We start from the raw sequence: 20875 nt of genomic DNA on the forward strand, positions 1-20875 counted from the left end.
GGGCGAGAGCCACTCCCCGGACTATTGTCTGAAGAATGTTCGCCAAGGTGCCCGTGATCGTCGCCCCGATGGCCGGTGGGTTGTCCACCCCGGAACTGGTCGCGGGCGCGGCGAACGCGGGCGCCTTCGGCTTTGCCGCGGGCGGCTACCTGACCGCCGGGGCGCTGGCCGGCGAGCTCGCCCGGACCAGGGAACTCACGCAACAACCGTTCGGGGTCAACCTCTTCGTGCCGAACGAGAAGTCCACCGTGGACATTCAGGCCTATCGCGAGCTGCTCGAGGACGAGGCCGCGAGATACGGGGTCGAGCCGGGTGAACCGGACTGGACCGACGACAACTACCCGGCCAAGGTGGATCTCCTGGTGGAGAGCCCGGTGTCGGTGGTGTCGTTCACGTTCGGCCTGCCTTCTCCAGAAGATGTCGAGCGTCTGAAGGCGGTCGGCAGCAAGATCGTGATCACGGTGACGAACCCCGACGAGGCCCGCCAAGCCGCCGAGCGGGGCGCGGATGCCTTGTGCGTTCAGGGTTTCGAGGCTGGTGCGCACCGCGGGATCTTCACTGACGACGGTTCGCCCGCCGGTGGTCCCACATTTGGATTGCTGGCGTTGCTGCGGTTGGTCCAGCACGAGACCGACCTGCCGTTGATCGCGACCGGCGGCTTGGTGCACGGCGCCGACATCGCTGCGGTCCTGGTGGCGGGCGCGGTGGCGGCCCAGCTCGGGACGGCCTTCCTGGCCAGCCCTGAAGCGGGAACCAAAGCGCCGCAACGGGAAGCGCTCAAGACCGCGCGGGACACCACGTTCACCCGCGCGTTCAGCGGCCGTCCCGCTCGTGGCCAGGTCAACCGGTTCCTCAGCGAGCACGAAGGCCCGGCCGCCTACCCGCAGGTGAACAACATGACCAAGCCGATCCGCGCGGCCGCCGCCCAGCAGGGTGACGCCGAGGCGATGTCGTTGTGGGCCGGTCAGACGTACCCGGTCGCGCCCCGCGGGCCGGTCGCGGACGTGATCGCGCAGCTGGACAGGGAGCTGCGGGACGCGCTCACCACCGCTGCTCAAGCACTTGACCGGGCCAGTTCTGCGGACCCACAGTGAACGTCTCGGTCCGCGTGAACCCGTTGCGCTCGTAGTACCGCACCAGGTCACCGGTCCCGCCCGCGTAACAGTCCACACGCAACAGCCGCACGCCTTTGTCCTCGGCCCGCGCCCGCGCGAACGCCAGCAGCTCGGACCCGATCTTCTGGCCCGCGTACCGCGGCGAGGACAGCAGCAGCCGGATGAACAGCTCGGGCTCGGCAGCGGGCTCGATGTACTCGTGCGGCACCGAGTGGGTGGCCAGCACGCCCGCCGGGGAGCCGTCCACCTCGGCGATCCACAGCTCTGCGCCCTCGTCCAGCTGCGCCTGGATCCGCTCCTGGCGTTGCGGGTTGCGGGACCATGGCTCGGTGCCCCACTGCCCGGTGTTCCCGATCGAGACGAACCATTCCATGATCTCGTCGCCGATGGCCGTGATCGCGGGCAGGTCGGCGGCGCCCCCGGGTCGAATTCGCATGCCTTCTGTCTACCTGAACAGGGAGAATGGGCGGACACGCCGGGGCGGTCGTCGAGATCCGACGGTTCCATGATGTGGTGGTGGCACCGGCCGAACCGAATGGGGGATGCGTGACCGACATCAGGGCCATCGCGGACGAGGTGCTCGAGCTGCTGGTCGAGGAGGATCCGCTGGGCGAGACCGTGCAGGGCTACCCGGGGGCGGACGCGCGGCTCAGCGACGTGTCCGAGGAGGCCCAGGCAGATCTCAAGGCCCGGGCGCTGCAGCTGGCGCAGACCGCCCGTGACCTGGACACCGACGACTGGGTCACCCAGGCGGTCGCGGTCGACCAGGCGCAGGGGATCGCCACCAGGATGGACTCCAAGCTGATCGAGCACGCGGTCGCCGACCTGCTGATCTCGCCGATCACCCGGCTGCTGTCGTTGCTGCCGCTGGTCCGCCCGGCCACCGCCGAGCAGGAGCGGAACTTCTTCACCCGGCTGTCGAACATCCCCGGCTACCTGGCCAAGTCCATCGCCCGGCACCGCGCCGGGCTCGCCACGGGCCGCACGCCGGTCCGGACCCGCGCCGAGTTCGCGATCTCGCACCTCGACCACTACCTGGCCACCCCGGCCGAGGACCCGCTGCGCAACGTTCCCGTCAAGGACACCGCCGAACGCGACCGGCTGCTGGACGACCTGGTCCGGCCCGCGTTCGCCGAGTACCGCCAGGTGCTCGGGCAGGAGATCGCGCCGCGCGGCCGGAGCAACGACAAGCCGGGTCTGTGCTGGATCACCGACGGCGACGAGACCTACGCCGCGCTGGCACGCATGCACACGACCACCGACCGGACGCCCGAGGAGCTGCACCAGACCGGGCTCGACCTGATCGAGCGGCTCGCCGAGGAGTACGTCGAGATCGGCTCGCGGGTGTTCGGCGTGCGCACGGTCGCCGAGGTGCACGAACGGCTCAAGACCGACCCGGCGATGCGCTGGACCAGCGCCGAGGAGCTGCTCGCGGGCGCCCGCTCGGCGATGGAGCGGGCCGAGGCCGCCGCGCCGGACTGGTTCGGCATCCTGCCCTCGCAGCGCTGCCAGCTGCAGCCGACGCCCAAGGCCGACGAGGAGAACGAGGCCGGCGCGTACTACTACCCGGCCGCGCTGGACGGCAGCCGGCCCGGCATCTTCTACGCCAACACCTACAAAGCGACCGAGCGGGACCGGTTCGTCTCCGAGGCGATCGCGTTCCACGAGGCGGTGCCCGGGCACCACTTCCAGATGACCATCGCGCAGGAGCTCAAGGACGTGCCGCAGCTGCGCGGGGCCGCGTTGATCAACTCGTACATCGAGGGCTGGGGCCTCTACAGCGAGCGGCTGGCCGACGAGATGGGCCTGTACTCCGACGACCTGGCCCGGCTGGGCATGCTCGCGTGCGACTCGATGCGGGCCGCGCGGCTGGTCGTGGACACCGGCCTGCACTCGTTCGGGTGGTCGCGGGCCAGGACGGTGAACTACCTGCGGACCAACACCGTGATGTCCGAGGTGGAGATCCAGAGCGAGACCGACCGGTACATCGAGATGCCCGCGCAGGCGCTGTCGTACATGGTCGGCCGGCTGGAGATCGTGCGGTTGCGCGAACGCGCCCGTGCCGAGCTGGGGAACGCGTTCGACATCAAGGCTTTCCACGATCTCGTGCTGGGCAGTGGCCCGCTGCCGATGGCCGTGCTCGACGAGGTGGTCGCGAGGTGGACCGCCCGATGACCATCGACGACATCGCCGACGACCTGCTGGAGCTGATCGGCGCCGAGGACCCGCTCGAGGCGAGCCTGGTCGGCCTGCCCGGCCATGATCACGAGTTGCGCGATCTGAGCGAGGACGCCGACACACGGTTCAAGGACCGCGCGTTCGCCATCGCGGCGGCGGCGGAACTGCAGGAGCCGAGCGTCACCCGCAGCGTGGTCCTGCAGCAGACCGCCGCCATGGTTGACAAGATCAACTCGCGCCAGGTCGAGCACCAGATGGCGGACTTTCTTTCCGCCCCGGCGATCCGGCTGGCCACCTACATCCCGCGGGTGGTCCCGACCAGCGACGAGTCCGAACGTGCCTACCTGGAACGGCTTTCCCGGATTCCCGCGTACCTGGACGCGGTCGCTGGACGCAACCAGATCGGTCTGGTCGCGGGGCGGTTGCCGGTCGCGCGGATGGTCCGGGCTGCGGTCGACCACATCGACCGGTACCTCGACGAGGACAAGGACACGTTCGCCCAGGCGCCGATGACCGGTGGCCGCGTCGGCGAACGGGATCGCCTGCTGGCCGAGGTGGTCCGACCCGCGTTCGCCAGGTACCGCGAGGTGCTGGCCACCGAGCTGGCTCCGCGCGGGCGCCCCGACACCGAGCCGGGCCTGTGCTGGCTGCCGGACGGCGACCGGGCGTACGACGCGCTGGTCCGGTTGCACACCACCACTTCCCGCACGCCGGAGCAGCTGCACCGGACCGGGCTGGAGCTGATCGAGGCGCTCGCCGAGGAGTACGCCGAGATCGGGTCGCGGGTGTTCGGCCTGCGCACGGCCGAGGAGGTGCAGCAGCGGCTGCGCAGCGATCCGTCGCTGAAGTGGGGGAGTGCGGACGAGATCATCACGCACGCCCGGGCGACCATCGCGCGGGCGGAAGCCGCTGCGCCGCAATGGTTCGCGCGGCTGCCGGTGAAGCGGTGCGTGGTGGCGCCGGTGCCGGACGCCGAGGCTCCCAACGCCGCCGGCGCGTACTACACAGCACCCGCGTTGGACGGTTCGCGTGAAGGAACCTATTGGGCGAACACGTACAAGGCCACCGAACGGGACCGGGTGAGCGCGGAATCCGTTGCCTTCCATGAGGCCGTGCCCGGGCACCACTTCCAGATCGCCCTGGCGCTCGAGCTGACCGACCTGCATCTTTTGCGGCGCTTGGCATCCGTGACCGCGTACGCGGAAGGCTGGGGTCTGTACGCCGAACGGCTGGCCGACGAGATGGGCCTGTTCTCCGGTGACCTGGCGCGGCTGGGGATGCTCGCCGAGGACTCGATGCGGGCCGCCCGGTTGGTTGTGGACACCGGGTTGCACGCGATGGGCTGGACGCGGGAACAGGTCGTCGAGTACCTGCGGGCGAACACCGTGATGTCCGAAGTGGAGGTTCAGTCCGAGACCGACCGGTACATCGAGGACCCCGGGCAGGCCCTCGCGTACATGGTGGGGCGGCTGGAGATCCAGCGGCTGCGAGCCCGTTGCGAGCAGGACCTGGGCTCGGCCTTCGACCTGAAGGCGTTCCACGATGTCGTGCTCGGCAACGGGCCGCTGCCGATGGCGGTGCTAGACGAGGTCGTCGCCGCCTGGGCCGGTTCGGTTCAGCAGTGAGTTGCGGCGGCTGTAGAGGAAGTAGACCGCCATCCCGATCACGAACCAGACCGCGAACCGGATCCAGGTCTCCGGCTGCAGGAACGTGATCAGCCAGATCGAGAAGACGACGCCGATCGCCGGGACCACGGGCATTCCCGGCGTTCGGAACGTGCGCGGCAGGTCCGGGCGGCGGTAACGCAACACGATCACGGCCACGCACACCACGACGAACGCCAGCAGGATGCCGATGTTCGTCAGCTCGGCCACGTCGATGATCGGCAGCAGTCCGGCCAGCACCGCCGAGATCACGCCCGCGATCCAGGTGACCCGGGTGGGCACCTTGCGCTTCGGATCGGTCTTGGCGAACCAGTGCGGCAGCAGGCCATCACGGCTCATCGCGTACCAGACCCTTGTCACGCCGAGCATGAACGTGAACATGACGGTGAGGATGCCGATCACCGCACCGGCCGCGATCACCGAGCCGAGCCCGGACAGCCCGACCGACTGGAACGCGGTGGAGAACCCGCTCGCCGGGTCGATCTGGGTGTAGTCCTGCATGCCAGTCAGCACGATGCAAGCCAGCACGTACAGGATCATCGAGATCACCAGGGAGTACACGATGGCCTTGGGCATGTGCCGTTGCGCGTCCTTGGACTCCTCGGCCGCGGTCGACATGGCGTCGTAGCCGAACACCGCGAAGAACACCAGCGCCGCCCCGCTCATCGCGCCGCCGAACCCCGCGGGCGCGAACGGGGTGAGGTTGCCGCTCTTGATGTAGAAGAACCCGACCACGATCACGACCAGCACCACCGCGACCTTCAACGCCACCACTGCGGTCTCGAACCGGGCCGCCGCCCGGATGCCGCGGGTGAGCAGGAACGCGATGAACAGGCACAGGATCACCGCGATCAGGTTCACCTTGTAGGTGCCCGACGCGACCCCCGCCGGTTCGGTACCTGGCGCGCCGAGCATCCACCCGGGCAGCTTGAGCCCGACCTGGTCGAGCAGGAAGTTGAAGTAGCCGGAGATGCCGATGGCCACCACCGCGACGATCGCCGTGTACTCCAGCAGCAGGTCCCACCCGATGAACCAGCCGACGATCTCGCCGAGCACCGCGTAGCCATACGTGTAGGCAGAGCCCGCTTTCGGGATCAGCCCGGCGAACTCCGCGTAGGAGAAGGCCGCCGCCGCGCTGGCGATCCCCGCGATGAGGAACGAGATCAGCACCGCGGGCCCGACCCCGGCGACCCCGTTGGCCGGATCCCCGTGCGCCACGCTCCCGGCGAGCGAGAAGATCCCCGCCCCGATGATCCCGCCCACCCCGATGGCGGTCAGCTGCCAGAGCCCCAGCGACTTGCGCAGCCCGTCCCCCGACTGCACGTCATCGTCGATGCGCTCGATCGGCTTCCGCCTGAAGACCCCCGACCCACCACCCAGACCGTGTTGTGTGTCAGCCATTCACAAACGGTAAGTCCGTGCCGGTGGTTCCGCAGGTCAGGCGTGGGTGAAGACGATCTTGCCTGCGGTCTCGCCCGCCTGCATGGCCTCGAAGCCCTTGACGGCGTCGGCCAGCGGGAGGGTGAGGCCGATCTGCGGGCGGATGTCCTTGAGCGCACAGAACTTCAGCAAATCCGCCAGCTCGTCACGAGTGCCCATGGTCGAGCCCACGACCCGCAGCTGCAAGAAGAACAACCGCTGCAGCTCAGCGTTCGCGTCCGGCCCGCTCGTAGACCCGGAGATCACGATGATCCCGCCCGGCTTGAGCGCCTTCATCGAGTGCGACCAGGTCGCCTTGCCCACGGTCTCGAACACCGCATCGACCCGCTCAGGCAGCCGCGCCCCCGACTCGAACACGTCATGAGCGCCCAGCGAGGACGCCAGTGCGCGCTTCTCCTCAGACCGCCCAGTCACCCACACCCGATACCCAGCGGCCCGGCCGAGCTGGATCAGCGCGGTGGAAACGCCCCCGGACGCCCCCTGCACCAGCATGGTCTGCCCCGGCCGCAGGCCCGACTTCACGAACAGCATCCGGTACGCGGTCAGCCACGCCGTGCCCATGCACGCTGCCTCGGCGAACGACAGCGACGAAGGCTTCGGCAGGATGTTGCGCTTGGGGACGATGACGGTGTCCGCGAACGTGCCCTGGTGCAACTCCGTCAACAGGGTCCGGCGAGGGTCCAGGGTCTCGTCGCCGCTCCACGCCGGGTCGCCGATGACCGAGTGCAGCACGACCTCGCTGCCGTCCTCGAGCACCCCGGCGCCGTCACAGCCCAGGATCATCGGGAACTGCTCGGGCTTGATCCCAACCCCGCGCAGTGTCCACAGGTCGTGCATGTTCAGGCTCGCCGCCCGGACCGACACGCTCACCCACCCCTCCGGCGCTTCCGGCGTGGGCCGCTCACCCACGGTGAGGGCAGCGAGCGGGTTGTCCGGCTGAGGTGAGGCTGCGTACACGGCGAACATGACTGCAACCTACCGATCCTGCCATTCCGCCGCCTGTGGGATCGGCCACGGCGTACTGTCGTAGGCGTGTCATGGCTGTCCGATTGGTGGAACGCGGTTGAGCTGTGGATCGCCCAGCTGCCGTTCCCCGCCCAGTTCGCCGTGGTGATCGCGGTGCTGCTGCCGGTGTGCGCCGGCGGCGCCTGGCTCATCGACCGGGCGGTCGACCTGGTCGGCAACAAGGTCAACCGGTCCGCCGAGCCGGACCCCGGGGACTGCGATTAGGGTCCGTCCCATGGGGTCGCGCCGCCGCATCACATTCGCCTTGATCGGACTGGTCGTTCTGGTCGTGGTCGGCTGGTTCGTCCGCGACGCGGTCAAGGACGACCCAGCACCGGCACCGCAGCAGCAGTCCCAGCAGGTCAAGCCGCAGAACGGCATGCAGGTCAAGCCGCTGTCCAAGCTGCCGCCCGAGGCGGTGGTGACCTGGCGGACCATCCAGAAGGGCGGGCCGTTCAAGTCCAGCCGGGACGGCATCGTGTTCGAGAACCGGGAGAAGCTGCTGCCCGCCAAGTCCGCGAGCTACTACCACGAGTACACCGTGCCGACGCCGGGCGCGGACGACCGTGGCGCGCGCAGGCTCATCACCGGCGAGTCCAAAGAGCTCTACTACACCGACGACCACTACGCCTCGTTCGTCCTGGTCGACACCGGGAAGTGACGCGATGAGGCACGTCGTCGACGGACGGGACATCCGCACCAAGGCCGCGATGCTGGACGCCCTGGCCGAGGCGATGGACTTCCCGGCCTACTTCGGCCGCAACCTCGACGCGCTCAACGACCTGGTGAACGACCTGCCGCCGGGCGAGCACACCCTGGTCTGGCGGTCGCCGCAGACGCTCCAGCACGCCGACCCGGAGGTCTACGAGCAGATCGTGGACATCCTCGGCCACGCCGACCGGCTCACCCTCAAACTCAGCCGTTGAGCAGCGGTCCGAGCTCGGCCCGGCTGGCCACGCCGAGCTTCACGTAGGCGCGGCCCAGGTAGTTGTCCACGGTCCGGACCGACAGTTGCAGGCGGGCCGCGATCACCCGGCTGGACAGCCCGGCCGCCGCCAGGGTCGCGACCTCGCGCTCCCGGTTGGTGAGCATCGCCGGGAGACCGGTGGTCGCCAGCATCGGCGTTCGCGCGCCGGGGATCCGTCGCAACAGGACGTTCGCGCGTTCCGTGCACGCCGCTGCCCGGCTGTGCAGACCGGCTTCGTGCGCGAACCGCGCCGCCGAGACAGCGGCTTCGGCGGCGTGCAGCCAGAGTCCGTGCCGGTCGAACACATCGGCGGCGTGCGCGAGCCGTTCGAACTCGCTGCCCGCCAGCGCTCCCGCGGCCGCGGCCAACGCGGTGGACAGTTCGCACGGCACCTCGTTCGCCACCTCGGACAGTCTGATGTGGACCGACTTCGGCTCACCGAGGCGGGCCACGTCGTACAACGCCCAAGCCTCGGTCATCGGCTGACCGATCTCACGGGCCTGGGACGCCGTGCGGCGGGCGTGCGCGGCGGCGCGGGCGGTGTCGCCGCCGGCCGCGATGACCCAGGCGCGGTTCAGCTCCAGCCACGGCTGGAACAGGCGGTTGGTGTGCCGGCCGGGGAAGTCGGCGCGGTTGAGCAACCGCGCGGACTGCCGGTAGTCGCCCTGCAACGCCCGCGCCCCGGCCAGTTCGGCCAGGCAGGTCGCGGCGAGCCGGAACGTGTCGTAGTTCGGCAGCAGCACCAGCACTTCGTGCAGGGAACCGGCCGCGAGCTTCAGCTGGCCGCGAGCTTTCGCAACCGCGCCACGGAAACCGGCCCAGCCACCCAACGGGGCGATCGCCTCGGCGGCAGCGGCGGCCTGGTAGCTCTGGTCGGCGAGGTCCCACGCCTCGGTCAACCGGCCGCTGACCAGTAACGACAAACACCGTCCATACCCGACCTGCGCCGGTCCCCACGGCACGTCGATGGCGTTCTCGGCCGCGATCCGCACGCCTTCGGCGTACATCGCCTCCGCGCGGTCGTGGTACCCGAGGAACCCGGCGGCCGGAATCCCGGCGGAGATCGCCCACACCAACGCCTGCGCGGGCGCGTCCGGCATCCGTAACAGCTTTTCCGCCAACGCAAGCGCTTCCGCGCACCGGCTGTCGAACAGCAGGATCCAGCACCGGCTGCCTTCGGCGGTGGCCGTGTCGATCTCGGTCAGCACCTGCTCGGCCTCGGCGACTTTGCCTTGTCCCCAATACAAGGCGTCGGCCCGGGTGATCGCCCACCGGACCCGGTCGCCCTCGTCGGTGGGCGTCTCCGGCAGCGTTGTGGACAGTTCCTCGTAGCGGCCGCGGTCGGCGAGGACCTCGGCCAGCAGCTGTTCCGCGGCCCAGCCGCCACCCGAGCTCTGCGCCGAGCGGACCAGGCGTTCGGCGAGGTCGTGGTCGAACCGGTCTTTCGCCTGTTTTGCCGCGTCCAGCAACAGTCCCGGGTCGCCGGATCGCCCGGACTGCAACTGGAGCATGCCCGCGCGCAGCGCGTCGTCCCTGCGGCGCATGGGAGTCGCGGTCAACGCGTCGGCCAGCTGACCGGCGACCGTCCTTGCCCGCGAGCTCGCCATGGTCGACCGGATCACCTCGCCGTACAGGGGATGGGCCAACCGGGCAACTAACCGCCGGCCGGAATCCTCTGTGCTGACAAGGCCTTTGCGTTCCGCGGCGGCCACCGCGTCCCCGCCGACGAGCTGTTCGAGCAATGTCACCGGAACGGGTTCACCGCCCGCGATCACTTCCAGCGCCGCGTACACGGGATCCTCGACCGCACCCAGCCGGGTGGCCACGACTTCAGCCAATCGTGTGGTCGGCCGTACCTCGCCGGTCCACCGCCACGCCCCCTGCCGGTACTTCACCTCGCCGGTGTCCAAACCCGCCAACAGGATCTCCCTGAGCAGCAACGGGTTCCCGGCGGCGACCCGGTGTAACCGGCGGCGGCTGACCGGCGCCAGCCGGTCGCCGAAAGCGTGATCCAGCAACGCATCCACCGCGTCCGAGGACAACTCGGCCAGTCCGACGCGAGTGGCGAGTCCGTCTTTCCACAGCGCCCCAACGGCATCCGGGCACGGCTCGCCGGCCCGGACGGTGACGATCAGGTGTGCGAGCTCGCGCGCGGCCAGATGGTGGACCACCGCGGCCGATGCGTCATCCAGCAAATGCGCGTCGTCCACGACGAGCACCGGACGGCCCTGGTGCCGGGTCGCGAAGTGACCGGCGACGCTGTGCAGGGCACTCAACCGGCTCGGCCCGGCGTCGGCGGGCATCAGGTGCGACACCGCGCCGAACGGGATCACCGCGGTGGACCGGGTCGCGGCGACCCACTCGGTGCCGTGCCCCTCGGATGCCAGCTGTGCCAACGCTTCCCGCGCGAGCCTGGTCTTTCCCACACCGGCTGGTCCTACAAGTACCACGCCGGTGCCCGTCACGGCGGAGACCAGTGCGGACAGTTGCCGCTCGCGGCCGACCAGCGGCCACTTGTCGCCTAACTCAGGGCCTTGCTCACCCATTCGTCCTGCCCCCTGCCCCGTCTGGCTCCCCGCGGGCCGGTGTGGTGTGGATCCCCGCTCTACCAAGGGAACCGCTCGATCGTAGCGTGCTTATCAAAGCCCGCGGTGAATCCGTTCAGGTCCGCAAGCCGGGCAACGACCGGCGGCATCCTGGCAACTTTCTGGCCGAACACTCGTACTGTGAGTAATTCTGTGAACACTCTGGGAATTGGTGAACGTTGAAACGCGAATTACTCTCGGGTACGAAAGTGGGTGAGAGCCGTCTCACAAGGAGGCACCAGTGATGCTGACTTCCCGTTTCGCGAAAGCAGCAGCGCTAGCGCTTGTCCCTGTCCTTGCCTTTGGGACGACTGCGGCTGCTGCAAACCAGACGATCACCTACAAGGTCCGCGCCACCGCGTTGGGGCAGACCGCCGACCTCACGCTCGACCAGGGTGTCGACGCGTCCGCCCCGGCCACCGTCGCCCCGGGCGGGGCGTTGAAGGTGGTCATCGACCCGGCGCCGAACACGGTGCCCGCGACCGGTGGTGGCTACACCATCCGTGAGATCAACACGGTCGCGCTGAAACTGCCCGTGCCCGCCAACTCGACGTTCGTGTCGGCGTCGCTGTCCGGCGGATCGGGCCTGGGTTCGACGCCGCCGACCGTCTCCAAGGTCGGCAACGACGTCGTGCTCAGCGTCAAGGGCCCGCTCAAGGGCGGTGCGGCGTTCGAACTGCCCACGGTGACGGTCAACCTGACCGCGGGCTCGTCGGGCACCATCCAGACCAAGCTCGGCGGCACCAGCTACGACGCCCCCGGGCTGACCTTCAACGCCGTGGTCGTGGTGATCTTCCCGATCACCGCTCCGGCGAAGGCGTACCCCGACCCCAGCCCGGTGCTGACCAGCACCACCATCGGCTGACGGTTTGTTGCCCGGAAATGTGTACAGGGCCACCCATCCGTGGGTGGCCCTCAGGGCATGATGACCCCATGGCTGACGAACTCGTCCACATCGTCGTGGCGCGTGGCATCGCGACGATCACGCTCGACTCGCCGCACAACCGCAACGCGCTGTCCCGGCAGCTGCGTGGCGAGCTGCGCAACCACCTGACCGACGCGATCGACGACGACGCCGTGCGGGTGATCGTGCTGGACCACACCGGCCCGGTGTTCTGCGCGGGCATGGACCTCAAGGAGGCCGGTGGCGCGTCCTCGGGCGACCAGGGCGTGAACGAGTTCCCGGAGATCCTGGACCTGATCCGGACCAGCCCCAAGCCGGTCGTCGCCAAGCTCGCCGGGCCCGCCCGCGCCGGGGGCGTCGGCATCGTGGCCGCCGCGGACATCGCGGTCGCCTCGGAGACGGCCACCTTCGCGTTCACCGAGGTCCGGATCGGTGTCGTGCCCGCGGTCATTTCGGTGACCGTGCTGCCGCGCCTGTTGCCGCGTGCCGCCCACGAGCTGTTCCTCACCGGCGAGACGTTCGGCGCGACCCGCGCCGCGGCCATCGGCCTGATCAACTCCGCCGTGCCCGCGGACCAGCTCGACGAGGAGGTCGAGCGGTACGCCGGGATGCTGATCAAGGGCGGCCCGGTGGCGCTGGCCGCGACCAAGGCCCTGCTGCGCGAACCGGCGGGTGACTTCGCGAGCATGCTCAAGCTGTCCGCCGAGTTCTTCGCCAGTGAGGAAGGCCAGGAAGGCATCGCCGCGTTCGCGCAGAAGCGCCAGCCGTCGTGGATTCCGGAGTAGCGGTATGCTGTGTGAGTCATGACGACTTCTCATGACTCTCCCGCGCGCGTGATCGACGAGTTCCTCGCCGCGTTCAACTCCGGTGACGCCGCCGCCCTCGAGCCGTTGTACGAGGTTGACGCTGTTCTGGTTCCGCGCCAAGGCATGCCGGTCACCGGGCGGGACCGGTCCGCGGCCGTCGGGTACATGATGCGGCTGGGCAAACCGATGCGCGCCGAACTGCGCCAGTGCTATGTCGCCGGTGACATCGCGTTGCTGGTGGTCGACTGGTCCATTCCGGACACCGACCTGGCCGGAACCGCTTCCGACGTCGTGCGTCGCGGTCCCGACGGAAGGTGGCGCTACGTGATCGACAACCCGATGGGCACCGCCTAACTGTCGAAGATCGCGACCGCGCGGGTCCAGCTGCCGGACGCGGCGTGCACCTTGGCCGGGAAGCACGCGACCTGGAAGCCGGTGGGCGGCAAGGCTTCCAGGTTGTGCAGCTTCTCGACCTGGCAGTAACACCGTTCGCGTCCGGCCTTGTGCCCCTCCCAGATCACCGACGGGTCGCCATGTTCGGCGTACCGCTTGGCGGTGTGCACGAACGGGGCATCCCAGCTCCACGCGTCCGTCCCGACCACCCGTACACCCTGGTCGAGCAGGTGCAACGTGCCCTCCCGGCCGACCCCGCAACCCCGCGAAACATAGTCGTCCTCGCCATAGCGAGTGCCCGCGGCCGTGTTCACCACGACGATCTCCAACGGGCTCAGCGTGTGCCCGATCCGGGCCAGCTCCGCGTCGATGTCCGCAGGTGTGACGACGTGGCCGTCCGGCAGTTGGCGGAAGTCCAGTTTCACGCCCGGCTGGAGGAACCACTCCAGCGGGACCTCGTCGATGGTGATCGCGCGCTCGCCATTGTCCATTGTGGACGCGTAGTGCCATGGCGCGTCGACGTGGGTTCCCGCGTGTGTGGTCATTTTTACCCACTCGAACGCCCAGCCCTCGCCGTTCGGCAGGTCCTCCTTGGTGGCGCCGGGGAAGATCGACAGGAGGTCGCCCACGGTCTCAGAGTGGCCGAGATAGCTGATCTCGGGCAGCAGACCGGGCACGTCGGACGCGATCCCGGTCCGCAACGGCACGGAGATGTCGACGAAAGTGCGCATGTGGGGGACGGTACGCAGCCCCGCCGCCCGCGTCGAAGTTCACAGTTGGGCGCTGTGGCAAGGGAAAGTGTGCACGGGCGGTGTAGGCGCGGCGGTTACCGTGGCCGCGCCGCCCTAACACTGGAGGACAGGATGATCGACGTCAGCCGTAGCGAGTTGCTGGGCCTGCTGAGGCAAGGCGGGCAGATCTTCAACGACTGGCGGGTCAAGCACGAGGACGCTGTGATCGACCTGTCCGGTGCGGATCTGTCCGGGTTGGACCTGGAGGAGGTGTTCCTGTCCGGGGCGAACCTGGTGGGCACCGACTTCTCGCACACTTCGTTGCGCAACGCGGTGCTCAGCGGCGCTTACCTGAAGAACGCGCAGTTCGTGGCGGCCGATCTGACCGGTGCGTTGTTCGGGCCGCCGGATCTGATCGACTCGACGCTGGCGTTGTCGCCGCTGGGCCGGCGGACGAACTGGGGCGCGGAGCTGGAAGGGGCGGTGTTCACTGGCGCGACCCTGGAGGGCACTTCGTTCCGGGAGGCGCCGCTGGACGGCGTTGACCTGCGGGGCTGTGACTTGTCCACGCTCGACCTGCGCGGCACCAACCTGGCCGACGCCGTAGTCGACGCCATGCCGGAGCCGCGTGAACGCACGAGCGGGGTGTTCAGCATGGTGACGCCGAACGACGACCAGTTCGGCAACACCTGGATCACCGTTCGCTGGACCTGATCATTCGACGAAATCGTGGTCCCGGTGTGAGCCGAACAGCGCGAGCGCGGGGATCCAGATCCCCGGATCGCCGTCCCAGTCCATCGCCCGGATCTGCGCCTCGCTGCGCCGGCACCCGATGGCCCGCAACACGTCGAACGACGAAGCCCGAAGCGTGCCAACGGGTTCGCCCGCGCCGACGACCCGCTCACCGTGCTCCAGGACGATCCGCAACGCCGGGATGTCGTTCTCGCGCATACGTTTGTCCAGCTCCTGCAACGGGCGGGTGAGCGCCGACCGGACCGCCACGTTGTCCCGCTCGCCGGGTTCGCCGACGGCCGTGCGCAGGTCGTGTTCGTGCATCACCACCTCGGTCACCAGGACCGAACCGGTGGGTGTGTCGAACAGCGGCTCGACCAGCGCGCGGTTCTCGGTCCACTCGGCGACGGCGTCCGCGAGGGTGCCGGACCGGCGGTCGAGCACCTGCTGGTCGCTGTCGCCGAACTTGTGCTCGTGGAAGTTGCGCAGGCCGCTGGCGAGGTGCGCGACCAGGTCCTTCACCGACCAACCGGGACAGGCATCGACCGGCACGTCCTCATGCCCGGCCGCCAGCGTGGTGATGCGGTGCATGCTCTGGTCATAGGTGGCCGCATTGCTCATGCGACCACCTTCGCACTGATTCCTGTCACCTGCTGGCAGGAATCACCCCGTGCGGGCCCAGTCCTCCCGGAGTGACTCGTCGTAGCGCTGCAGGATCAGCTCGGCCACGTCGGGGTCCGCACCCAGCGGGTCGGCGATGATGGCCGACGGATCCAGCTCACGAGCGGCCGCGTACACCCGATCGGGGAGCAGACCGGGAGCGAGGAACCACGAAGCCACCGCGATCCGCGTCGCCCCACGAGCCCGCAGCTGAGCCACGGCCTGCGGAACGTCCGGCTTCACAGCGGCGGCGAACGCGGCCACCGCGCCCGCCCACCCCGTCTGGCGGCACCACCGCCGCGCGATGGTGTTGACTGAGGCGTTGGCTCGCGCGTCGGAAGACCCGGCGCCACCCAGGATCACGCCCAGCGAAGGATCGCCGAAGTCCACGCCCGCGGAGGTCAACCGGCGCAGCGCGGCCGACTCCAGCCGGGGATCCGGCCCGAGCACGTCCGACACGGTCACCGAGAGCCGCGGGTTGCGTTGGTGTGCCTCGTGGATCAGCGCGGGAACGTCCACTTTGGCGTGGTACGCCCGGCCCAGCAGCAGCGGCACCACGACGACCGGTCCGTTCAGCCCGCCCAGCACGTCACCGAGCGAGGGGGCGGAGAGGTCCAAAAAGGACACCCGCGCGTCCAGGCCGGGCCGCAGCGCACGGACCACGTCGACCAGCTCGGCGATCTGCGCGGCGGAACGGGGATCGCGGCTGCCGTGGGCGACAGCCACCAAGGGAATGCTCACGTGAAGGCTCCGGTCAGGCCACGGGCCCGCAGCACGGCCCGTTCGATCGGACGGAACACCAGCAGCTCGATCCCGATGCCCACCAACAGGATCAGGAAGATCGCGGCCAGCACCGTCGGCATGTCGTTGAAGTTCGACCCCTGGTTGAGGTACGCGCCCAGGCCCAGCCCCAGGTCCGGGCTCTGCGCGATCAGCTCGGCGGCCATCAGCGACCGCCAGGAGAACGCCCAGCCCTGCTTGAGCCCCGCCAGGTAGCCGGGCAGCGCCGCGGGCAGCAGGATGTGCCGCGCCGAAGCCAGCCGGCCGGCTCCCAGGGTCTTGCCGACCCGGGGCAGGATCGGCGGGATCTGGTCGATCCCGGCGACCAGGCCGTTCGCGATCGACGGCACCGACCCCAGCAGCACCACGAAGTAGATCGCGCCGTCGTTGGTGCCGAACCACAGGATCGCCGCGGGCACCCAGGCCACCGACGGCAGCGACTGCAACCCGCTGACCAGCGGGCCGATCGCCGAGCGCACCACCCGGACCTTGGCGATCAGCAACCCGAGCGGGGTCGCGATCACCAGACCCGCGAAGAACCCCAGCACGGCACGGTGGATGGAGGTCCACAGCACCTCGAAGATCTGCCCGCTCTGGATCAGTTCCTCGAACGTCGACCACACCGCCAGCGGCGCGGGCAGCTTGAACTCCGGCCAGAACGCCGCCGCCCACAATGCCTGCCAGATCCCGACGAGCACGACCAGCGCCACTATCGGCGGCGCCGCGGCGCGCAGGATCCGGCGCCACCGCGGGCCTGCCGACCGGCCGACCGGGGTGTCCAGGGCGTCGAGGCCGGCCTCGACGCGCGAGAGATCCTGGACCTCAGCTTCCGGCATGGGTGCTGATCACCTTTCGCAAGTGTGCCGTGATCTCCTCGGTCAGCGCCTCGGACTCACTGTCCTCAGTGGACCATTCGCGCACGACACGGCCAGGCCGCGAGGACAGCAGCACCACTCGCTGCCCCAGCCGGACGGCCTCGCGGACGTCGTGCGTGACGAACAGGACGGCGGTCGACGTCCGCTCGTAGACGCGCAAAAGCTCACCCTGCAACACATCCCGGGTGATCGCGTCCAGAGCGGCGAACGGCTCGTCCATCAGCAGCAACGCCGGCGCGTCCGACCCCTGCACGCGCTGGGTCGCGGCGAGCGACCGGGCCAGGGCCACACGCTGGCGCATGCCGCCGGACAGCTCGTGCGGCCGCTTGTCCCCCGAACCGCCCAGCCGCACAAGGTCCAGCAGCTCGGCCACCTTGGCCTGCCGGTCCGCGCGGCCGAACCCGGCCAGCCGCAACGGCAGCTCGATGTTGCGGAACGCGGTCAGCCACGGCATCAGCGCGGCCTCCTGGAACATCACCGCCGGGCGCGAGGTGTTCAGCGTGATCGCGCCGCTGGTCGGCGCGTCCAGCCCGGCCACCAGGTTGAGCAGGGTGGACTTGCCGCAGCCGGACGCCCCGAGCAGGCACACGAACTCGCCGGGCGCGACACTCAGGTTCACCCCGTCCAGCGCCGCCACCGCGTCCTGGCCGCGGCCGAAGACCTTGCCCACGCCGGTGAGCGACACGGCGATGTCGGACTGCACGTGTTCTTGGGAGCTGAGTGTCGCGGTCATCCGGTGTCCCCTACTTTTCCAGGCCCGCGGTGTCCACCGCGGGCTTGCCGGTCGCCTTGAGTGCCTCGTTCAGCGCGGAGAAGTCGGCGAACCCCTTGAGGTCCACCACGTCCTTGACGATCTTGGCGGTCACCGAGTCCTTGGCCAGCTGCGGGAAGTCCGACGCGATCGGGTCGGTGGTCAGCTCGATCGACTTGAACGCGCTGTCGAGCACCGGCTGGCTGAGCGTGCTGCCGGCCAGCTCCTTGAGCGCGGCGTTGACGGTCGTCTTGGCCTCGGCCTCGTTGTCCTTGGCCCAGTCGATGGCCTTGATGTGCCCGCGCAGGATGGCCTGCACGGTCTGCGGGTATTTCTGCAGGAACTCGCTGCGCACGATGATCACCGTCGTCGGGAACTTCCCGCCTGCCCACAACGTCTTCTCGTCGAGCAGGACCTTCGCCCCGGCGTCCAGCACCAGCCGCGAGGACCACGGCTCGGGCAGCCAGGCACCGTCCAGCTGGCCGGACTTGTAGGCGTCCAGCGTCTTCGGGTTGTCCAGGTTGGTGACCTTGACGTCGGTCAGGTTCTTCTCCGCGATCAGCTTCTTGAGCGCCACGTCCTGGGTGTTGCCCAGCGACGGGGTGGCGATGTTCTTGCCCTTCAACTGGTCCACCGAGGTGATCTCGGGCTTGGTGACCAGCTGCGCGCCACCGGAGACCGCGCCGGAGATCAGCTGGATGGTGCCCTTGGACTTGGTGAACGCGTTGATCGCCGGGCCGGAGCCGATGAACCCGATGTCCAGCGAGCCGCCCAGCAGCGCGTTGACCTCTTCGGGGCCCGCGTTGAAGTTGGTCGTGCTCAGCTTGGTCGAGCCCAGCTCCTTGGTGTAGAAGTCCTTCTTCACGCCGATGATGGCCGGCGCGTGCGTGACGTTCGGGAAGTAGCCGATCCGGACCTCGGCCGGGCCCTGCGCCTGGGCCGCCTGGGTGGCCGGGGCGGTGCCGCTGTCCGCCCGCGAGCACCCTGTTGCCAGGGCCAGTGCCGCGGTGGCCGCGGCGAGGAGGCGAAGCGTTCTTGTGGAGCTCACGATCGGGTTCCTTCCGGAGGGGCATGGAAAGGTCAGGGACCAGGGGAGACCGCGTCCCGGACCGGGAGCGGCGCGCCGACCAGGCCCGCTGCGAGCGTGGTCCCGTCAGCGGCGTCGATGACGAGGAACGCTCCGGTGCGGCGGCTCACCGTGTAGTCGTCGATCGGCAGCGGTTCGGCGGTACGGAGCCTAACTTGGCCGATCTCATTCAACTGCAACGATTCGGGCAACTCCACACTGGACAGCTTTTGCTCGTCGAACCGCGAGATCAAATCGGTCACGAACGCCTGGGTGGTCTTCGTGCCGTGCTTGACCAGAACTCGCGCGTTCGCCCGCAAAGCCTTGTCCGACAACCAACACAGCGTCGACTCGAACTCGTCGGCCAGCACCGGGGGAGTGTCCGCGGCGGAAATCAAGTCACCCCGGGAAATGTCCAGATCGTGGGAGAGGATCAGCGTGACCGAATCGCCCGCGGTCGCCTCGGGAAGTTCGCCGTCCGGCGTATCAATGCGTTCGACGATGCTGCGTTTCCCCGATGGCAGAACGACGATCTCCGTGCCTGGGGTGATCGTGCCCGCCGCGACCTGACCCGCGTACCCGCGGTAGTCGGGGAACTCCGGCGTGCGAGGCCTGATCACATACTGGACGGGGAACCGGAACGGCACGTGGTGCGGGTCCGGCTCGACTGGCACCGTCTCCAGGTGCTCCAGCAACGTCGGGCCGGTGTACCAAGGGGTGTTGGCCGACTTCTCCACAACGTTGTCACCGACGAGCGCGGAGACCGGGATGCTCAGCACATCGCCCTCGCCGTAGCCCAGCGCGGCGGCGTGCGTGGCGAACTCCTTGGCGGTCAAAACGAAGTTCGACTCTTCGTAGTCCACGAGGTCGATCTTGTTGACCGCCAGCACCAGCCGCGGCACACCCAGCAGCGCGAGCACCGCCGCGTGCCGCCGGGTCTGCTCGATGACGCCCTTTCGCGCGTCCACCAACAGGATCGCCAGCTGCGCCGTGGAGGCGCCGGTGACGGTGTTTCGCGTGTACTGGACGTGTCCAGGGGTGTCGGCGAGTACGAACGACCGCTTGGGCGTGGCGAAGTACCGGTAGGCCACGTCGATCGTGATGCCCTGTTCGCGCTCCGAGCGCAGACCGTCCACCAGCAACGAGAGATCGGGAGTGGACAGTCCCCGGTCGGCGCTCGCGCGGTGCACCGCGTCCAGCTGGTCGGCCAGGACCGACTTGGTGTCGTACAGCAGACGCCCGACCAGCGTGGACTTCCCGTCGTCCACGCTGCCCGCGGTCGCCAGCCTCAGCAGGTCGCTCATCGGTTAGAAGTAGCCCTCTCGCTTGCGGTCCTCCATGGCTGCCTCGGACAAGCGGTCGTCGGCGCGGGTGGCGCCGCGTTCGGTCAGCCGGGACGCGGCCACCTCGGCGATCACCGATTCGATGTCCGAGGCGTCCGACTCGACCGCGCCGGTGCAGGAGCCGTCGCCGACCGTGCGGTAGCGGACGATCTTGCTCAGCAGCGTCTCGCCGGGCCGCGGGCCGCCCCATGGGCCTTCCGCGAGCCACATCCCGTCGCGCAGGTACACCTCACGCTCGTGCGCGTAGTAGATGGACGGCAGCTCGATGTTCTCGCGTGCGATGTAGTTCCACACGTCCAGCTCGGTCCAGTTGGACAACGGGAACACCCGCACGTGCTCGCCCGGGCGGTGCCTGCCGTTGTACAGGTTCCACAGCTCCGGGCGCTGGCGGCGCGGCTCCCACTGGCCAAAGGCGTTGCGCAGGCTGAAGATCCGCTCCTTGGCGCGGGCCCGCTCCTCGTCCCGGCGGCCGCCGCCGAACACCGCGTCGAACTTGTGCTCGGTGATGGAGTCCAGCAACGGCACGGTCTGCAGCGGGTTGCGGGTGCCGTCCGGGCGCTCGGTCAGCCGGCCGTCGTCGATCCAGTCCTGCACGTTGGCCACGATCAGGCGCAGCCCGTACCGGTCGACGACCTTGTCCCGGAACTCGATGACCTCACGGAAGTTGTGCCCGGTGTCCACGTGCAGCAACGGGAACGGCACCGGCGCCGGCCAGAAGGCCTTGATCGCCAGGTGCAGCAGCAGGGTCGAGTCCTTGCCGCCGGAGAACAGGATCACCGGCCGGTCGAACTCGCCCGCCACCTCGCGGAAGATGTGGACGGCCTCGGACTCCAGCGCGCTGAGGTTGTCCGTACGCAGGGCTGTGGTCACTTCCTCCCCC

At 69.2% G+C, this 20875-nt stretch carries 22 protein-coding genes; 10 read left to right on the forward strand and 12 right to left on the reverse strand.

The features are described from left to right. Positions 1 to 35 precede the first annotated feature (35 nt). Positions 36 to 1094, forward strand: coding sequence for a nitronate monooxygenase (locus tag AB0J95_RS37200; protein ID WP_364769008.1), 1059 nt, complete (start codon positions 36 to 38; stop codon positions 1092 to 1094). On the opposite strand, the gene AB0J95_RS37205 is transcribed toward AB0J95_RS37200, so the two are convergent. Beyond that, complete coding sequence (locus AB0J95_RS37205; protein WP_364769011.1) at positions 1042 to 1551, reverse strand: GNAT family N-acetyltransferase; 510 nt, start codon at positions 1549 to 1551, stop codon at positions 1042 to 1044. The genes AB0J95_RS37200 and AB0J95_RS37205 overlap by 53 nt on opposite strands. Before the next feature lie 110 nt (positions 1552 to 1661). Here AB0J95_RS37205 and AB0J95_RS37210 point away from each other — a divergent pair, with 110 nt between their 5' ends. Both AB0J95_RS37210 and AB0J95_RS37215 read left to right on the forward strand, forming a co-directional pair. Further along, positions 1662 to 3290 (forward strand): DUF885 domain-containing protein, encoded by a 1629-nt coding sequence (locus AB0J95_RS37210; RefSeq protein WP_364769014.1) that lies wholly within the window; start codon positions 1662 to 1664, stop codon positions 3288 to 3290. Then, complete coding sequence (locus tag AB0J95_RS37215; RefSeq protein WP_364769017.1) at positions 3287 to 4918, forward strand: DUF885 domain-containing protein; 1632 nt, start codon at positions 3287 to 3289, stop codon at positions 4916 to 4918. Before AB0J95_RS37210 ends, AB0J95_RS37215 begins: the two co-directional genes overlap by 4 nt. Here AB0J95_RS37215 and AB0J95_RS37220 read toward each other — a convergent pair. Then, positions 4874 to 6358: an amino acid permease gene (locus tag AB0J95_RS37220; protein WP_364769020.1), complete on the reverse strand. Its 1485-nt coding sequence runs from the start codon at positions 6356 to 6358 to the stop codon at positions 4874 to 4876. The two genes, AB0J95_RS37215 and AB0J95_RS37220, sit on opposite strands and share 45 nt — an antisense overlap. A 36-nt stretch (positions 6359 to 6394) precedes the next feature. Continuing rightward, complete coding sequence (locus AB0J95_RS37225) at positions 6395 to 7363, reverse strand: zinc-binding dehydrogenase (protein ID WP_364769023.1); 969 nt, start codon at positions 7361 to 7363, stop codon at positions 6395 to 6397. A 66-nt stretch (positions 7364 to 7429) separates the two neighbouring features. Between AB0J95_RS37225 and AB0J95_RS37230 the strand changes: the two genes are divergently transcribed. From AB0J95_RS37230 to AB0J95_RS37240, 3 genes are read left to right on the forward strand one after another with little or no spacing between them, the layout of a single operon-like run. Beyond that, positions 7430 to 7627, forward strand: coding sequence for a hypothetical protein (locus AB0J95_RS37230; RefSeq protein ID WP_364769026.1), 198 nt, complete (start codon positions 7430 to 7432; stop codon positions 7625 to 7627). Positions 7628 to 7637: 10 nt separating this feature from the next. Then, complete coding sequence (locus AB0J95_RS37235; protein WP_364769028.1) at positions 7638 to 8063, forward strand: ribonuclease domain-containing protein; 426 nt, start codon at positions 7638 to 7640, stop codon at positions 8061 to 8063. Between the two features lie 4 nt (positions 8064 to 8067). Next, positions 8068 to 8328, forward strand: coding sequence for a barstar family protein (locus tag AB0J95_RS37240; protein ID WP_364769031.1), 261 nt, complete (start codon positions 8068 to 8070; stop codon positions 8326 to 8328). On the opposite strand, the gene AB0J95_RS37245 is transcribed toward AB0J95_RS37240, so the two are convergent. Further along, on the reverse strand, positions 8318 to 10915 hold the full coding sequence (locus tag AB0J95_RS37245; RefSeq protein WP_364769033.1) for a LuxR C-terminal-related transcriptional regulator: 2598 nt from the start codon (positions 10913 to 10915) through the stop codon (positions 8318 to 8320). The two genes, AB0J95_RS37240 and AB0J95_RS37245, sit on opposite strands and share 11 nt — an antisense overlap. A gap of 283 nt (positions 10916 to 11198) precedes the next feature. Between AB0J95_RS37245 and AB0J95_RS37250 the strand changes: the two genes are divergently transcribed. From AB0J95_RS37250 to AB0J95_RS37260, 3 genes are all read left to right on the forward strand, one after another. Continuing rightward, a complete protein-coding gene (locus AB0J95_RS37250) occupies positions 11199 to 11819 on the forward strand; it encodes a cyclase (protein WP_364769035.1) in 621 nt (206 codons plus the stop codon). Positions 11820 to 11887: 68 nt separating this feature from the next. Further along, positions 11888 to 12643 carry an enoyl-CoA hydratase-related protein gene (locus tag AB0J95_RS37255; protein WP_364769038.1) on the forward strand — a complete coding sequence of 252 codons (756 nt, stop codon included), beginning with the start codon at positions 11888 to 11890 and terminating at the stop codon, positions 12641 to 12643. An 18-nt stretch (positions 12644 to 12661) separates the two neighbouring features. After that, positions 12662 to 13018, forward strand: a complete 357-nt coding sequence (locus AB0J95_RS37260) for a nuclear transport factor 2 family protein (RefSeq protein WP_364769041.1) — start codon at positions 12662 to 12664, stop codon at positions 13016 to 13018. Here the strand turns inward: AB0J95_RS37260 and AB0J95_RS37265 are convergent. Further along, the gene (locus tag AB0J95_RS37265; RefSeq protein ID WP_364769043.1) at positions 13015 to 13788 is read right to left on the reverse strand and encodes a cyclase family protein; all 774 of its coding nucleotides are present in this window, start codon (positions 13786 to 13788) and stop codon (positions 13015 to 13017) included. The two genes, AB0J95_RS37260 and AB0J95_RS37265, sit on opposite strands and share 4 nt — an antisense overlap. A gap of 132 nt (positions 13789 to 13920) precedes the next feature. Here AB0J95_RS37265 and AB0J95_RS37270 point away from each other — a divergent pair, with 132 nt between their 5' ends. Next, positions 13921 to 14502, forward strand: coding sequence for a pentapeptide repeat-containing protein (locus AB0J95_RS37270; RefSeq protein ID WP_364769046.1), 582 nt, complete (start codon positions 13921 to 13923; stop codon positions 14500 to 14502). Here the strand turns inward: AB0J95_RS37270 and AB0J95_RS37275 are convergent, their stop codons facing one another. The 7 genes from AB0J95_RS37275 to cysD form a co-directional block, all read right to left on the reverse strand. Continuing rightward, complete coding sequence (locus AB0J95_RS37275) at positions 14503 to 15141, reverse strand: maleylpyruvate isomerase family mycothiol-dependent enzyme (RefSeq protein WP_364769049.1); 639 nt, start codon at positions 15139 to 15141, stop codon at positions 14503 to 14505. A gap of 42 nt (positions 15142 to 15183) precedes the next feature. After that, on the reverse strand, positions 15184 to 15921 hold the full coding sequence (locus tag AB0J95_RS37280) for a sirohydrochlorin chelatase (protein WP_364769052.1): 738 nt from the start codon (positions 15919 to 15921) through the stop codon (positions 15184 to 15186). Further along, positions 15918 to 16796 carry an ABC transporter permease gene (locus tag AB0J95_RS37285; protein ID WP_364769055.1) on the reverse strand — a complete coding sequence of 293 codons (879 nt, stop codon included), beginning with the start codon at positions 16794 to 16796 and terminating at the stop codon, positions 15918 to 15920. Before AB0J95_RS37285 ends, AB0J95_RS37280 begins: the two co-directional genes overlap by 4 nt. Further along, entirely contained in the window at positions 16783 to 17568 is a 786-nt protein-coding gene (locus tag AB0J95_RS37290; RefSeq protein WP_364769058.1) for an ABC transporter ATP-binding protein, read from the reverse strand. Before AB0J95_RS37290 ends, AB0J95_RS37285 begins: the two co-directional genes overlap by 14 nt. A 10-nt stretch (positions 17569 to 17578) precedes the next feature. After that, positions 17579 to 18586, reverse strand: a complete 1008-nt coding sequence (locus AB0J95_RS37295; RefSeq protein WP_364769305.1) for an ABC transporter substrate-binding protein — start codon at positions 18584 to 18586, stop codon at positions 17579 to 17581. 80 nt (positions 18587 to 18666) lie between these two features. After that, positions 18667 to 19956, reverse strand: coding sequence for a GTP-binding protein (locus AB0J95_RS37300; RefSeq protein ID WP_364769061.1), 1290 nt, complete (start codon positions 19954 to 19956; stop codon positions 18667 to 18669). Between the two features lie 3 nt (positions 19957 to 19959). Beyond that, positions 19960 to 20865, reverse strand: a complete 906-nt coding sequence (gene cysD / locus AB0J95_RS37305) for a sulfate adenylyltransferase subunit CysD (RefSeq protein ID WP_364769064.1) — start codon at positions 20863 to 20865, stop codon at positions 19960 to 19962. Positions 20866 to 20875 lie beyond the last annotated feature (10 nt).

Origin of the sequence: Actinocrispum sp. NPDC049592, assembly GCF_040675465.1 — a bacterium.
In the GTDB taxonomy this organism is placed as follows: Bacteria; Actinomycetota; Actinomycetes; order Mycobacteriales; family Pseudonocardiaceae; genus Kibdelosporangium.

What these genes read in the sequence shown, in the direction of transcription:
- AB0J95_RS37200 (WP_364769008.1), top strand. Translation starts at nt 36, where the DNA reads ATGTTCGCCAAGGTGCCCGTGATCGTCGCCCCGATGGCCGGTGGGTTG.
- AB0J95_RS37205 (WP_364769011.1), bottom strand. Translation starts at nt 1,551, where the DNA reads ATGCGAATTCGACCCGGGGGCGCCGCCGACCTGCCCGCGATCACGGCC.
- AB0J95_RS37215 (WP_364769017.1), top strand. Translation starts at nt 3,287, where the DNA reads ATGACCATCGACGACATCGCCGACGACCTGCTGGAGCTGATCGGCGCC.
- AB0J95_RS37220 (WP_364769020.1), bottom strand. Translation starts at nt 6,358, where the DNA reads ATGGCTGACACACAACACGGTCTGGGTGGTGGGTCGGGGGTCTTCAGG.
- AB0J95_RS37225 (WP_364769023.1), bottom strand. Translation starts at nt 7,363, where the DNA reads ATGTTCGCCGTGTACGCAGCCTCACCTCAGCCGGACAACCCGCTCGCT.
- AB0J95_RS37235 (WP_364769028.1), top strand. Translation starts at nt 7,638, where the DNA reads ATGGGGTCGCGCCGCCGCATCACATTCGCCTTGATCGGACTGGTCGTT.
- AB0J95_RS37240 (WP_364769031.1), top strand. Translation starts at nt 8,068, where the DNA reads ATGAGGCACGTCGTCGACGGACGGGACATCCGCACCAAGGCCGCGATG.
- AB0J95_RS37245 (WP_364769033.1), bottom strand. Translation starts at nt 10,915, where the DNA reads ATGGGTGAGCAAGGCCCTGAGTTAGGCGACAAGTGGCCGCTGGTCGGC.
- AB0J95_RS37250 (WP_364769035.1), top strand. Translation starts at nt 11,199, where the DNA reads ATGCTGACTTCCCGTTTCGCGAAAGCAGCAGCGCTAGCGCTTGTCCCT.
- AB0J95_RS37255 (WP_364769038.1), top strand. Translation starts at nt 11,888, where the DNA reads ATGGCTGACGAACTCGTCCACATCGTCGTGGCGCGTGGCATCGCGACG.
- AB0J95_RS37260 (WP_364769041.1), top strand. Translation starts at nt 12,662, where the DNA reads ATGACGACTTCTCATGACTCTCCCGCGCGCGTGATCGACGAGTTCCTC.
- AB0J95_RS37265 (WP_364769043.1), bottom strand. Translation starts at nt 13,788, where the DNA reads ATGCGCACTTTCGTCGACATCTCCGTGCCGTTGCGGACCGGGATCGCG.
- AB0J95_RS37270 (WP_364769046.1), top strand. Translation starts at nt 13,921, where the DNA reads ATGATCGACGTCAGCCGTAGCGAGTTGCTGGGCCTGCTGAGGCAAGGC.
- AB0J95_RS37275 (WP_364769049.1), bottom strand. Translation starts at nt 15,141, where the DNA reads ATGAGCAATGCGGCCACCTATGACCAGAGCATGCACCGCATCACCACG.
- AB0J95_RS37285 (WP_364769055.1), bottom strand. Translation starts at nt 16,796, where the DNA reads ATGCCGGAAGCTGAGGTCCAGGATCTCTCGCGCGTCGAGGCCGGCCTC.
- AB0J95_RS37290 (WP_364769058.1), bottom strand. Translation starts at nt 17,568, where the DNA reads ATGACCGCGACACTCAGCTCCCAAGAACACGTGCAGTCCGACATCGCC.
- AB0J95_RS37300 (WP_364769061.1), bottom strand. Translation starts at nt 19,956, where the DNA reads ATGAGCGACCTGCTGAGGCTGGCGACCGCGGGCAGCGTGGACGACGGG.